The organism is Hymenobacter mellowenesis, assembly GCF_030581005.1.
Lineage (GTDB): Bacteria > Bacteroidota > Bacteroidia > Cytophagales > Hymenobacteraceae > Hymenobacter > Hymenobacter mellowenesis.
This window is the reverse complement of record NZ_JAUQSX010000005.1, coordinates 343404-356510: the sequence shown is the minus strand read 5'-3', so window position 1 is coordinate 356510 and position 13107 is coordinate 343404. Positions and strand designations below refer to the sequence as shown.

At 62.6% G+C, this 13107-nt stretch carries 10 protein-coding genes; 9 read left to right on the top strand and 1 reads right to left on the bottom strand.

The genetic code is table 11. The annotated features are described in order from the left end of the window. The first annotated feature begins 362 nt into the window (after positions 1-362). Together Q5H92_RS12115 and Q5H92_RS12110 are read left to right on the top strand one after the other, a co-directional pair. Positions 363-3563: a SusC/RagA family TonB-linked outer membrane protein gene (locus tag Q5H92_RS12115; RefSeq protein WP_305011789.1), complete on the top strand. Its 3201-nt coding sequence runs from the start codon at positions 363-365 to the stop codon at positions 3561-3563. A 15-nt stretch (positions 3564-3578) separates the two neighbouring features. Beyond that, a complete protein-coding gene (locus tag Q5H92_RS12110; RefSeq protein WP_305011788.1) occupies positions 3579-5096 on the top strand; it encodes a RagB/SusD family nutrient uptake outer membrane protein in 1518 nt (505 codons plus the stop codon). A gap of 198 nt (positions 5097-5294) precedes the next feature. On the opposite strand, the gene Q5H92_RS12105 is transcribed toward Q5H92_RS12110, so the two are convergent. Next, the gene (locus tag Q5H92_RS12105) at positions 5295-6014 is read right to left on the bottom strand and encodes an RDD family protein (protein ID WP_305011787.1); all 720 of its coding nucleotides are present in this window, start codon (positions 6012-6014) and stop codon (positions 5295-5297) included. 131 nt (positions 6015-6145) lie between these two features. On the opposite strand from Q5H92_RS12105, the gene Q5H92_RS12100 reads away from it, so the two are divergent. The 7 genes from Q5H92_RS12100 (at position 6146) to Q5H92_RS12070 (ending at position 13022) form a co-directional block, all read left to right on the top strand. Further along, positions 6146-7105: a stage II sporulation protein M gene (locus Q5H92_RS12100; RefSeq protein WP_305011786.1), complete on the top strand. Its 960-nt coding sequence runs from the start codon at positions 6146-6148 to the stop codon at positions 7103-7105. An 18-nt stretch (positions 7106-7123) separates the two neighbouring features. Next, entirely contained in the window at positions 7124-8080 is a 957-nt protein-coding gene (locus Q5H92_RS12095; RefSeq protein WP_305011785.1) for a hypothetical protein, read from the top strand. 75 nt (positions 8081-8155) lie between these two features. Continuing rightward, on the top strand, positions 8156-9166 hold the full coding sequence (locus Q5H92_RS12090) for a hypothetical protein (RefSeq protein ID WP_305011784.1): 1011 nt from the start codon (positions 8156-8158) through the stop codon (positions 9164-9166). 63 nt (positions 9167-9229) lie between these two features. Next, positions 9230-10072, top strand: a complete 843-nt coding sequence (locus Q5H92_RS12085; RefSeq protein ID WP_305011783.1) for a DUF4129 domain-containing protein — start codon at positions 9230-9232, stop codon at positions 10070-10072. Continuing rightward, on the top strand, positions 10072-11613 hold the full coding sequence (locus tag Q5H92_RS12080) for a DUF4350 domain-containing protein (RefSeq protein ID WP_305011782.1): 1542 nt from the start codon (positions 10072-10074) through the stop codon (positions 11611-11613). The genes Q5H92_RS12085 and Q5H92_RS12080 overlap by 1 nt, the downstream gene beginning before the upstream one ends. Continuing rightward, on the top strand, positions 11610-11885 hold the full coding sequence (locus tag Q5H92_RS12075; RefSeq protein WP_305011781.1) for a hypothetical protein: 276 nt from the start codon (positions 11610-11612) through the stop codon (positions 11883-11885). Before Q5H92_RS12080 ends, Q5H92_RS12075 begins: the two co-directional genes overlap by 4 nt. Further along, the gene (locus Q5H92_RS12070; RefSeq protein WP_305011780.1) at positions 11886-13022 is read left to right on the top strand and encodes an AAA family ATPase; all 1137 of its coding nucleotides are present in this window, start codon (positions 11886-11888) and stop codon (positions 13020-13022) included. It abuts the gene before it with no gap. The last annotated feature ends 85 nt before the right edge of the window (positions 13023-13107 follow it).

Below are 13107 nucleotides of genomic sequence, written 5' to 3'. Positions count from 1 at the left end.
GCTGCGGGCATGGTCCAGCACTCGAAGCCGCCTTTTGCCCCTTATCAGCAATAGCTGAGAACCATTTCTTCAGAAAAGTCCGCTGAGCGTGCTCAGCGGACTTTTTTTATGTCCTAATCATTTCATCAGCAAAACCCATCGGCACATCATTGTTCAGCCGTGTGTAATTCCAGGCAGTGAGGCATCACCCACTATATACAGTTCACCGGGTCTTGTAAATTATTCCCTCCTTTTCGTCAATAGAGCGCCTAAACACAGAAATGGATTAAAAAAATTAATGCGATTACGGGTTTCTATTGTCAAAAATTCATTCTCTATATTCGCTGCTTCACTCACCATTTTTTCAATCAAAACTTTTCCTCATGAGAAGAACCCTACTCCTCTTTTTGGCCCTGCTACTGGTCCTGACCACCCATTCCGTGCGGGCCCAGGACCGCACCGTGACCGGCACCGTGGCCGGCTCCGACGGCGCTTCGATTCCGGGCGTGACGGTGCTGGTGAAAGGCACCAAGCTCGGCACTTCGTCGGATGCGGATGGCAAATTCTCCATCTCGGTGCCTTCGACGGCCAACACGCTGGTATTTTCCTACGTGGGCTACGCCACGCAGGAAGTCGCCATCGGCGACAAATCATCGGTCAAGGTCAGCCTGGTAACCGATGCCAAGGGCCTCGATGAAGTGGTGGTGGTGGGCTACGGCACGCAGTCGCGCCGCGACCTGACGGGCAACGTGGCCACCATCACCGGCAAGGAGATTGCCACCTCGCCGGTGCAAAGCTTCGACCAGGCCTTGCAGGGCCGGGCCCCGGGCGTGAACATCACCACGCCCAACGGCGTGCTGAACAACCCGCCCGTTATCCGCATTCGCGGCGTAAACTCCATCAACCTGAGCTCGACGCCGCTGATTGTGATTGACGGCATTCCGACTTTCACGGGCAACACCTCGGCCCTGGGCAGCGTGCCAAACAACCCGCTCAGTAACCTCAACCCGGCCGACATCGAAAGCATGGAAGTGCTGAAGGATGCCTCGGCAACAGCCATTTACGGGTCGCGGGCGGCGGGCGGGGTTATCCTCGTGACGACCAAAAAGGGCCGCAAGGGCCAGAGCCACGTGAACTACGACACGTGGGCTGGCTGGTCGAAGCCGGTGCGCCTGTACGATGTGCTGAATGCTCAGCAGTACGTAGACGTGAAAAACGAAGCCGTGCGCAACCTCAACGCCAACCGGCGCGCCATCGGCGCGGCGGCCACTAACGTGGAAGGCTTCAAACTAGCCGATGCCAACGGCAACGCGGCCGACACACGCTGGTATGATTACATCTACCGCACGGGCTTTTCGCAGTCGCACAACGTGAACTTCTCGGGCGGCACGGAAAAGACCAGCTTTTTCTCGTCGGTGGGCTACACCAACCAGAAGGGTATGATTGTGAACAACGATTTCAAGCGCATTTCGGCGCGGGTGAACGTGGACCACAAGGTGTTCAAGAACTTCACAGTGGGCATGCGCGTGGCGTACTCCAACACGATGAACTCCTCGCCGAACACGGGCTCGGTGGGCGACAACGCCTTTGGCTCGGCGGGCCTGGGCCGGGTGCCCATCCTGCTGCCGCCCAACCTGGCCGCCTACAACCCCGACGGCAGCCCCAACGTGAGCGGCACCAGCATCGGGCCCGGTCCCAACCTGAACCCGGCCAACGGCCAGCCCTTCGTCATTGGCTTTATCAACCCGGTGGTCGACATCAAAAACAACCGTTTCACCTCCGACGGCAGCCAGATTGAAGGCAGCGTGTACGCCGATTGGGAAATCTTTAAGGGCCTGAACCTGCGCACCAACTACGGCGTCAACAACCTGAGCTTCGAGGACAAAGCCTTCTTCACCTCGCTGCCCGGCTCGCTCACCCCCACCGGCGAGGCCGACAACTACTACCGCACCAACAAGCGCTGGAACTGGCAGAACACCCTGCAGTACGACCACACCTTCGGCGAGAACCACAACCTGTCGCTGCTGGTGGGCAACGAGCAGCAGAACACCGACATCCAGCGTTGGGGCGCCTCGCGCACCGGGGTGGCCGACGACTTTTTCACCACCTTCCAGGGCAACTACACCAACATCGCGTCGTCGGGCCAGTTCCAGGGCACCAACTACCTGGTGTCGTTTTTTGGCCGGGTGAACTATAACTACGCCCACAAGTACCTGGCCAGCCTGAGCGGGCGCCGCGACGGTTATTCGGCCTTCGCCAAAAAGTACGGCAACTTCTACGGTGCCTCGCTGGGCTACGTAGTATCGGAAGAGGACTTCTGGAAAAACTCGTCGTTGGGCGCGGTCTTCTCGACGCTGAAGCTGACCGGCAGCTACGGCGTGGTGGGCAACAACCAGGGCATCAGCGATTTTGTGGCCCTCTCCACCTACACCTCGGGCCTTTACGCTGCCAGCCCCACGCTGTACTACAGCAACGCCGGCAACCCAAATCTGACCTGGGAGACGAGCAAGAAAACCGACATCGGCCTCGGGTTCGGCTTCTTTCAGGACCGCCTGCGGGGCAACTTTGCCTACTACGAAAACCTGGTGGACGGCCTGATTCTGGACGTGCCCCAGTCCCCCTCCAAGGGCATTCCCAACAACTCCATCTCCGCCAACGTGGGTTCGATGCGCAACACCGGCATCGAGGCAGATGTATCGTACAACGTGTTCCAGGACAAAGCTTTCAGCTGGACGACGAGCCTCAACGTGACCACGCTCAAAAACCGGGTGCTGTCGCTGGCCACCGAAGGCCAGCGCCTGCCCACCTCCACGGGCGGCCTCGAAGTAGCCAACTACACGGAAGTGGGCCGCTCGGTGGGCGAAATTCTGGCGGTGCGCTCGCTGGGCGTGAACCCCGACAACGGCCGCCGCATGATACAGAAAGCCGACGGCACCATCGTGGAGTACAACCACCAGGGCACCACCGGCGTGGGCTCGACCGGCTGGACCATCAAGGACACCAACACCAACACCTCCGCGCCCACCCAGCTGCAGGACGGCGTGTATTACGGCCCGGTGCTGCCCACCTGGTACGGCGGCTTCGACAACACCTTCCGCTACAAAGGCATCGACCTGGGCCTGTTCGTGCAGTTTTCGGGCGGCAACTACATCTACAACGGCACCAAGTCGGGCCTGCACGACCAGCGCTTCTGGAACAACGAAGTCGACATCCTCGACCACTGGACCGAAAACAACCGCAATGCCAAGTGGCCCCGGGTGGTGTACACCGACAACGTGTCGAACGGCTCGGCCCTGGTGATGTCGTCGAACGTGGAGAAGGGCGATTTTGCCCGCCTGCGGCAGGTGTCGCTGGGCTACTCGCTGAGCCAGACTTTGCTGAGCCGCATCAGCGTGGCCAGCGCCCGCGTCTACGTGCAGGTGCAAAACGCCGCGCTGTTGACGAAATACTCGGGCATCGACCCGGAGATTTCGACCAACGGCACAAGCGGCGTGAACTCCGGTGCCAACACCGGCGCCGGCGTCGACCGCAACTCGGTGGGCCAGGCGCGCACCTACACCGTGGGCCTCAACATTGGCTTCTAATCTGTCATTATTCCGATGAAAATATTTTTCAACACCAAGGCAGCCACCGCTCTCTGCGCGGCCATGCTCGCGGCCGGCGCCTTCTCGTCGTGCCAAACCGATAAGCTCTCCCCCGTTCCCGTCACGCTCTTCTCCGACAAGGTGGTGTTCGACACCCCCGCGCGGGTCGAGCTGCAGGCCAACGGCATGTACAGCTACGTGAAAGTGGGGACCTTTCTGGGGGGCCGCTTCCAGATTTTCAACGACATCCGGGCCGAGGATTTCCTCAACCGCGCCTCCAACCTGGTGACCGGCACGGCCGTGTGGAACCACACGCTCACCGAAACCTCGCAGAACGACGTCATCAACACCTGGGGCGCGGGCTACGCTGCCATCAACCAGATTAACGTGTTTCTGGCCGGCCTCGACGCCAATGCCTCGAAGTTTGTCGCGCCCATCTTCCCCGCCGACTACGCCGCCAAGGTCAAAAACTACCGCGGCGAGGCGCAGTTGCTGCGCGCGCTGTGCTACTACTCGCTGTCGCAGCTCTACGCCCGGCCCTACGCCGACGGCGCCGGCAGCAAGCCCGGACTGCCCCTGCGCCTGCGGGGCGAAGTGGACGACACCGGCAACAACCTGGCCCGCAGCTCGGTAGCGGAGGTCTATACCCAGATTCTGGCCGACCTGGACGCCGCCGAAACTAATCTGCCGCTGACCAACGGCAGCGCCACGCTCAACGTGACGCGGGCCCACCGCAACACGGCCATCGCCCTCAAAACGCGGGTGTACCTGAGCATGGGCCGCTACGCCGACGTGATTCGCGAAGCCAACAAGCTGGTGCCGGCCACCGCGCCCTTCGCGGCCCCCACTGGCGTGGCCAACGCCCTGAACGCCTCGGTCGCCGCCGTGTTTGCCCTCCCGCAGGAAACGACGGAAAGCATTTTTTCGGCCCCATTCACCACGTCGGACGCGCCAGGTACCCAAAACCAGCTGGCTTACTACTTCCTGCCCCCCGGGGCAGCCAACGGCGGCAACGGCGAATACGGCCTGAACACGGCCGCTGGCGGCATTCTTGCCAGCTCCGCCTTTGCCGCCACCGACGCCCGCCGCACCAACTTCGTGCAGGTGGTGGGCGGCGAGTCCTTCCTGAAGAAGTACCCCAACGGCACCAATAACGCCGGTGCGGCCTACACCGATAAAGCCCCGATTATCCGCTACGCCGAGGTAATGCTCAATCTGGCCGAAGCCCGGGTGCGCTCCACCAATTCGGTTGATGCCCAAGCCTTGCTGCTGCTCAACGCCGTGCGGACCCGCTCGAACCCGGCCGGCGCTTATGCCACCTTCGCCTCGGCCAGTGCCATGCTGGATGCTCTGCTGCTCGAGCGCCGCATCGAATTCCTGGGCGAAGGCCTGCGCAACATCGACCTCATGCGCCAGCTCGCGCCCATCCCGGGCAAGGGCTCGGTGTCGGCCGTGAACCCCACCGATGTGCTCTACGTGTGGCCCATTCCCTCCTCGGAGTTGTCCACCAACAAGGCCATGACGCGCAACTAAGCGCTCATCCGGCTTCCATGCAAAAGCGGCTTGCCCACGTTGGGCAAGCCGCTTTTTTGTGTCTTTATAATGAACGTCATGCTGAGCGCAGTCGAAGCATCTCCCCCGCGTAACTAATCCTTTCGGCCGAATTACTGCTGCGGCAGAGATGCTTCGACTGCGCTCAGCATGACTGTATGTTTAATACTAATCAACACCTTACGCCATGGCGGCCAGGTGGGCGTGGTCGCGCAGCACAGTCTGGAGGAAGGGGCCGTCCTGCAAATCGGTGCGGATGCCGGTGATTTCCTTCACCTTGTTGGCTACTTCGTTGAGCACCTCGTAGTTGCCGCGGGCGCTGGCCTGCTGCACTAGCTGGCGCACCAGGGCCACGTCGTGGTCGGCCAGCAGGGCGGCTTGCGGAAACACGGGCTGGTATCCCACAACGGGGCTGAGGCCGGGCGCCAGCGGCGAAGTGGCCTGCGGGCGCACCTTCACCACCGTGGTGCCGGCGGCCAGGTCGCCGAGGCGCTGCCCGCGGCCGTTGGCCGCGATGGTGATGATGGCCACCAGGCCGCTCGCCATGGTGATGTCGACAATGCGTAGCAGCCAGCGCAGCAGGTAGTCGCCCACGCTGGGCGCGGTGCCGTCGAGGCGCATCACGCGGATGTCGCGGGCCCGCTTGCCAATGCTCTGGCCATTAAAAAATACCTCGCAGATGAGGTCATAGAATACGAAAGGCACCCCCGCCAGAAGCCCCATCACCAATGTGGAAACATTACCATTGAGGCTGAGCCCGGAGGATATCAGCCCGCAGGCAAACACCCAAGCCCCAAGCACGAGGTAGTCGAGAATGGCCGCCACAATGCGGTCGCCGAGGCTGGCGACTTCGTATTCGAGCGAAACGTTTTGGGCAGTGTGGACGCGGACGGTAGCCATGCGGGTGGATGGGGATTTTCCAACGAAGAAACGGCATAACCCGCGCCGCGCAAAACTTCGCCGCGCCCTCCGGCGGCGCGGGTGGTTCGGTGGCGGCGGCTTCCTATCTTTAAGGCCTTCAATTCTGACCCATGCGAGAAGCCGTTTTTTTGCGCCAGAACCAGGAGCGCTGGCAGCAGTACGAAAAGCGGCCCAACGTGGGCCCCGACGAGCTGGCCGCCCGCTTCGTGGCCCTCACCGACGACCTGGCCTACGCCCAGACCTTCTACCCCACCTCCCCCACCACCGCCTACCTCAACGGGCTGGCCGGCAAGGTGCACCAGCGCCTCTACGCCAACAAGCGCCAGCGCCACGGCCGTTTCGGCCAGTTCTGGGCTGTGGAGCTGCCGCTGGTGGTGGCGCGGCACCACCGCACGCTGGCCTTCACGGCGCTTATTTTCTTGGTGTTCACGGCCTTGGGCGCGCTTTCGGCGGCTTACGACGACTCATTTGTGCGCGTCATCCTCGGCGACGGCTACGTGAACCAGACCATCGAAAACATCCGCAAAGGCGACCCCATGGCGGTGTACAAGAAGGAAGGCGAGACGCTCATGTTTTTGTTCATCACCACCAACAACATCAAAGTAGCCCTCACCACCTTCGTGCTCGGCGTGACGCTGGGCGCAGGCACGCTGGTTTTCATGTTTCGCAATGCCCTGATGCTGGGCGCGTTCCAGTATTTTTTCTATCATTACCACGTGCTGAAGGCTTCGGTGCTCACCATCTGGATTCACGGCACGCTGGAGATTTCGGCCATCATCGTGGCCGGGGCGGCGGGCTTTGTGATGGCGCGGGGCCTGCTGTTTCCGGGCACGTTCAGCCGGGCCGAGGCGTTCCGGCTGGCCGCGCGCGACGGCCTGAAAATCGCCATCGGGCTGGTGCCCATCTTCGTGGTGGCCGGCTTCCTCGAAGGCTTCGTGACGCGCCACACCGAGATGCCGCTGGCGGTTAGCCTGGGCATCATTGGCACGTCGGCGGCCTTCATTGGCTGGTATTTCGTGCTGTATCCGCGCCAGCTGGCGCGGCGGCAGGCGGCGGCTTCTTCCATTTAGGCTTCTCACCGGCAGCTCATGCATCTACCTTATAACCAAGCGTCTGATTTTTACCACGAGCGGGACTTCGGCCAGAAAATCTCGGCCACGCTGGAGTTCATCGGCGCGCACTGGCGGCCACTGGGCCGGGTGCTGGCCTACGTGATATTGCCGGTCCTGCTGGTGCGCAGCGTGTTGCAGGTACTGATTCAGCGGTACCTGCCGGTGGTGTTTTCCCGGCCGGCGCCCGGCCAGCTTACCAGCCCCGGTGGCGCACTGGACATGCAGGCGGGCATATGGAAATCCCTTTTCATTTCGCCGGCCTACTGGCTCGGCTCCCTGATTGGCTCTATTTCGCTCATTCTGTTGATTTTGAGCATGTATGGCTACGTAACGCTGCTGGCCCAGCGCCGCGCGCCCGGCCCGCCGCCCGCCGTGGCCGAAGTGTGGGCCGTGGTGCGAAGCAAGTTTGTGGGGGCTTTCCTGTCGCTTTGGGTGGTGGGCTTGCTCGTTGGGGTCAGCTTCCTGCTGCTGCTGGTGCCCGGGTTCTACCTCGGCGTGGTGCTGAGCTTGTTTTTCATCATTCAGCTCAACGAAGGCAGCGGCTTTGGTGCCACTTTCAGCCGCTGCTGGCTGCTGATGCGCGGCAAATGGTGGTCGACGTTCGGCCTCATTGCTATTGCGCTGCTGCTCTACTACGTGGTGATGGCGGGCATCGGCGGCGTGGCGGTGCTGGTTTCGGGCGGGTTTTCGGCCATGCTGCAGGCGGCCCGCACCCGGTCGCCGCTCGTGAGCGTGGTCATTGCCTGCATCGGCAGTCTTTCCACCTTGCTGCTTTACCCGCCGCTGCTGCTGGCGCTGGCCTTCCAGTATTTCAACCTGGTGGAGCGCCACGAAGGCACCGGCCTGCGCCTGCTGGTGGACACCCTGGGCCGGACGGCCGCCCCGCAGGCCCGCAATGCCACCTACCAGCCCACCGACGAAGGCGAATATTAGTGCCTGATAAACCGGGCCAGCCCACCGGGCTTCAGCCACCTCTATCGTTCCAATGCCTACTCCTACCCTCCTGTGATGCAAGCAAAAAGCAAGTTTACCCGTGAAGCCGATTTCCGGCGCGAGCGGGATTTTGGGGCCAAAATCGGGGCTACGTTTGAATTTGTGGCGGCCCAGTTTAAGCCGTTGGTGAAGTGCCTGCTCTACTTCGTGCTGCCGGGCGCGCTGCTGGCGGGCATCGGCATGGGGCTCTTTATGGGCAAGATACTGGGCATGATGCCCAATGTGCCCAGCGGCCGCAACCGGCTGGGCGGGCCGGTGCAAATTGCCCAGCCCTATAACGCGGCCAATCCTTTTGCCGACGTCACGTCTATCCTGGGCATTGGCCTGATGGCGCTGGGCTTTCTGGCGGCGTTCATCCTGTTGTCGAGCACGGTGTATGCCTTTGTGCGGGTGCGCATGGCCACCCCGCCCGACGAGCCGGTGGCCCCTGGCCGCGTGTGGGCCATGATATGGTCCCGGCTGGGCCGCGTGGTCGGCGCGTTTCTGCTGCTGGGCATCATCCTGACGATTGGGATGGGCGTGGTAGGTGGGGCGCTCAGCCTCATCGGCCCGGGCTTTGTGGTGCTGCTGCTGCCCCTGCTGCTGTGGCTGGGGGTGTGTTTGGCGCTTTACTTCCCGGCGCTGTGGATGGAAGATGGCGGCGTGACAGCGGCGTTCCGGCGCGCGTTCTACCTGGTAAAGGGCAAGTGGTGGTCGACGTTTGGCTTGTACATGATTATCAGCTTTATCACGGGCGTTATCAACTACATTTTCATCATCCCATTCTATGCCCTAATGTTTGGCAAGATGCTGCTGCACTGGCAGTTCGACACGGAAATCCTGAGCGTGGCGGCCATGACCTTTTATGCGCTGGGCTGGGTGTTCACGGCGGTGCTGCCGCTGGTGGCCATGCTGTTTCAATACTTCAACCTAGTGGAGCGGCGCGAGGGCGTGGGCCTGCGCCAGATGATAAGCATGCTGGGCCAAACCACGGCGCCGCAAGTGAGCAGTGCCACCTACCGCCCCGACGAAGAAGGCGAATACTAGCGCCCGGCGGCTAGCTTTGATTAAATTATAACCGATTGAATAAGGCCGTTGTCTGCTTTTGGCGTGCGTGAATTCCTGGGTAAGCTTGAACTGAAGAATGGGAGGCGGCCCGGCCCGCTGGCCCGGCGCCTGCTGCTGGCCGGCTGCCTGGCTGCGGCGTGCGGCGCGGCGCAAGCGGCGCCCAAGCCGCCCGTGGAGGCCCAGGCCGCCCGGGCCGAATTCCGGCCCAAGCCACTGCCGGCCGACCGCACCACGCCCCTGCCCACGCGCCGTCTCAATGCCGCCCGCCTGCGCGAGCTGGCCAGCCAGCGCGACTTCCGCTACGAGGAGCCCAACGCCAGCACCGACGCCTGGGATGCCTTCTGGGCCCGCATCTGGCGCTGGCTGGGCAATCTGTTTGATACGCCCACCGGCCGCCTAAGCTGGAAATACGGCGTGTACGCGGTGGTGCTGGCCGTGCTGGTGTATGCCATTCTCAAGCTGATGCAGGTGGACGTGACGGCTGCCTTCGGGCGCGCAGGTCGGCGCGGGCAACTGGCCTACGACACGGCTTCGGAGAATATTCACGAGGTGGATTTCCGCACCCGCATTGCCGAGGCCGAGGCGGCCGGCAACTTGCGCCTGGCTACCCGCCTGGGCTACCTCGAAGTACTTAAGCACCTCACCGATAATGGGTTTATCCAGTGGCAGCCCGACAAAACCAACCACGCCTATCTGGCCGAGTTGGCGGCCGGGCCGCTGCGCGATGCTTTCCGCGGAGCCACGCGCGAGTTTGAGTACGTGTGGTACGGCGACCTGCGCCTCAATGCCGCGCTCTACCAGCAGGCGCGCGCCAGCCAGCGCGCCGTGAGCAGCCTGCTCGCGGGCCGCCCGGCTGTTTCGGCCTCTATTCCCCAACCCGCCTGATGCCGCAGATTTCGACCTTTCGCCTGTATTTGCTGGGCGTGGCGCTGCTGTTTGCGGGCTACGTGACCTTGGAATACAACCGGCCCAAGCCCTTGGACTGGCGCCCGACCTACATCAACAAGGACAAGATTCCCTACGGCACCTACGTGCTGTATGACCAACTGCCGCGCCTGCTCGGCACCGACTCGGTGGAAACCGTGCGCCTGCCCGTGTACAGCCAGCTCACCGGCATCGCCTACGACGATGCCGCGCCCGACTACCCCTCGCGCCAGATGCGCGAAGCCCTGCGCCGAGCCGAGAGCAGGGCCAACGAAGCCGCAGAAAACGACGAAGCGGAAGAAGCCGAAGCCCCCGCTGACTCGGCCGGGACGGCCCAGGCGCCCGATGCCAACGACCTGGCTTCGGCCCACGAAAACACCGACTCAGCCAGCGCCGACAGCGCGGCAAACGCGGCCGACACCACGGCCACCGCTCCCGACTCGGCAGCATCATCCGTAGCGGAGGAATGGCAGGACGATGAGGAGGAAGAATCGACCGGCGCCATTCCACTTCGGGCGGGCTCGGCTAATTATCTGTTTATAAACGATGATTTTGAATTAACTCGCCTCGATGCCCAGGCCTTGCTGCAATACGTGGCTCGCGGCAACAACGCTTTTGTGGCGGCAAGGCACTTCCGCAGCCAGCGTGGCATGCTGCGCGACAGCCTGGGCTTCCAGGTGAAAGAGCGGGAGCTTACATCTTCCAAAAACCTGAAGGGCATTTTCTCCATCGATTCCGTCGACCTGCGCTTCACCAATCCGGCGCTGGCGCGGGCCCACATCCGGCTGCCCGGCGTCGGGGTAGAGCAGTACTTGGAAGTAGATTCGGGGCGCGTGGGGCGCACCCTGGCTACGGATGCGCGGGGCCACGCCGTCTTTGTTCGGATTGATTACGGGCGAGGGCATTTTTACCTGTGCACGGCGCCGGTGGCCTTCACCAACTATAACCTGCTGCGCCCGCGCACGGCGGGCTTTGCAGAGGCGGCACTGGCCTATCTGCCCGCGCGCCGGGCCTGGTGGGACGAATACATGAAGCAGGGGCCGGTGGGCGAACAGTCGCTGCTGCGGGTGGTGTTTGCCCACGAGGCGTTGCGCTGGGCCTATTATCTGTGCCTGTTCGGCGGGCTGCTGTTTGTGCTGGTGGAAGCCCGGCGGCGCCAGCGCATCATTCCCACCATCAAGCCCTTGCCCAATACCACGCTGCTGTTTACGCGCACCGTGGCCAGCCTCTACCGGCAAGGCAGCAACCATGCGCTGATTGCCGAGAAGAAGGTGGCGTTGTTCATGGATTACCTGCGCCTGCGCTTCCAGGAAAACAGCCCCGACTTTGCCGATGCCGACTTCCGCGAGCGCCTCAGCCAGAAATCGGGCCTGCCGCGCCCGCGCGTGGATGAGCTGCTGCGGCTGGTGAACTTCGCCCGCACCGCGCCCCAGATGACGGACCAGCAGCTGCTGCAGCTGAGCAAAGCACTCAGTGATTTTAAGCGGGAGGCCGGCCGATGAACGCGCACTTGCTCACCGTCGAGAAGCTCGCCGTGCTCATCAAATACCAGTGGGATTTGCGGCGCTTCTACAAGCAGGCCCCGGCTGCTGAAATGGCCCTGATGGATGGCCTCGACTGGAACAATCTGGCCGAACTGCTACAGGACCTGAAGCGCTACCACCACCGGCTGGTGTCGGCCGACTACGCCGCTAAAATTCATTCGGAACTACTCGCGGTTTGCGCCGACGAGGAAACCGCCCAGACATTCATTGGCTACGCCAGCACTTTGTAAATGGAAAACGAAAACCCCGACCTGACCTCCCTTACCCCGGCTCCTGACGCAGCGGGCAGCCCCCCGGCCACGCCGCAGCCTTTTGCCACCAGCCCGGCGGCCGACGCTGCCGAAACACCGGCCGCTCCCGAAGCTCAGTCAGCCCCCGAAGCTGTCATCGCGCCGGAAAACACCTTCGGCCCACGCACCGATTTTGCCCGATTGACAGCTCAAACTGAGGCCATCAAGGCGGAAATTGGCAAAATCATCGTGGGCCAGACGGACTTGCTGGAGCTGCTGCTCACCGCCATCCTGGCCGATGGACACGTGCTGCTGGAAGGCGTGCCGGGCGTGGCCAAAACCCTCATGGCCAAGCTACTGGCGCGCACGCTGAAAGTGCCGTTCAGCCGCATCCAGTTTACCCCTGATTTGATGCCGAGCGATGTGTTGGGCACTTCGGTGTTCCGGCAGAACAAGGCGGATTTTGAGTTTCGGCCCGGGCCCATTTTCGCCAGCGTGGTGCTGATTGATGAAATCAACCGCGCGCCGGCCAAGACCCAATCGGCCCTGTTTGAGGTGATGGAGGAGCGCACCGTGACGCAGGACGGCACCACCTACGGCATGCAGGAGCCTTTCCTGGTGCTGGCCACCCAAAACCCCGTGGAGCAGGAAGGCACCTACCGCCTGCCCGAGGCCCAGCTCGACCGCTTCCTGTTCAAGCTGCACGTAGGCTACCCCACGCTGGCCGAGGAAGTGCAGATTCTCAGCGGCCACCACGCCGGCCTGGGCAGCACCAACCTCGAGACCGTGCAGCCCATCCTCAGCGCCGCCGACCTGGCCGCGCTACGCCAGCAAGTGCGCCAGCAGCGCGTGGAAGCCAACATTCTGGAGTACATCGCCAAGCTGGTGGGCCAGACGCGGGCGCATAAGTCGCTGTATCTCGGCGCCTCGGCCCGCGCCTCGCTGGCGTTGCTCAACGGCGCCAAAGCCTTGGCGGCCCTGCGGGGCCGTGACTTCGTGACGCCCGAAGACGTGCAGTTTCTGGCGCCGAGCGTGCTGCGCCACCGCATCATGCTCACGCCCGAGCGCGAGATGGAAGGCGGCACGCCCGACGACGTAGTGAAGCAGATTATGCAGCAGATTGAGGTGCCGCGGTAAAGCGGAACGAGGTGGAACGTTATGCTGAGCGCAGCCGAAGCATCTCGCGTGGATTAGTAACTCAATTGTAAGGAAAGAATTAGTG

Coding starts and splice junctions, on each gene's coding strand:
- Q5H92_RS12095 (WP_305011785.1), top strand. CDS start 7,124: ATGCATCTACCTTATAACCAAGCGTCTGATTTTTACCACGAGCGGGAC.
- Q5H92_RS12105 (WP_305011787.1), bottom strand. CDS start 6,014: ATGGCTACCGTCCGCGTCCACACTGCCCAAAACGTTTCGCTCGAATAC.
- Q5H92_RS12110 (WP_305011788.1), top strand. CDS start 3,579: ATGAAAATATTTTTCAACACCAAGGCAGCCACCGCTCTCTGCGCGGCC.
- Q5H92_RS12070 (WP_305011780.1), top strand. CDS start 11,886: ATGGAAAACGAAAACCCCGACCTGACCTCCCTTACCCCGGCTCCTGAC.
- Q5H92_RS12080 (WP_305011782.1), top strand. CDS start 10,072: ATGCCGCAGATTTCGACCTTTCGCCTGTATTTGCTGGGCGTGGCGCTG.
- Q5H92_RS12115 (WP_305011789.1), top strand. CDS start 363: ATGAGAAGAACCCTACTCCTCTTTTTGGCCCTGCTACTGGTCCTGACC.
- Q5H92_RS12100 (WP_305011786.1), top strand. CDS start 6,146: ATGCGAGAAGCCGTTTTTTTGCGCCAGAACCAGGAGCGCTGGCAGCAG.
- Q5H92_RS12090 (WP_305011784.1), top strand. CDS start 8,156: ATGCAAGCAAAAAGCAAGTTTACCCGTGAAGCCGATTTCCGGCGCGAG.
- Q5H92_RS12075 (WP_305011781.1), top strand. CDS start 11,610: ATGAACGCGCACTTGCTCACCGTCGAGAAGCTCGCCGTGCTCATCAAA.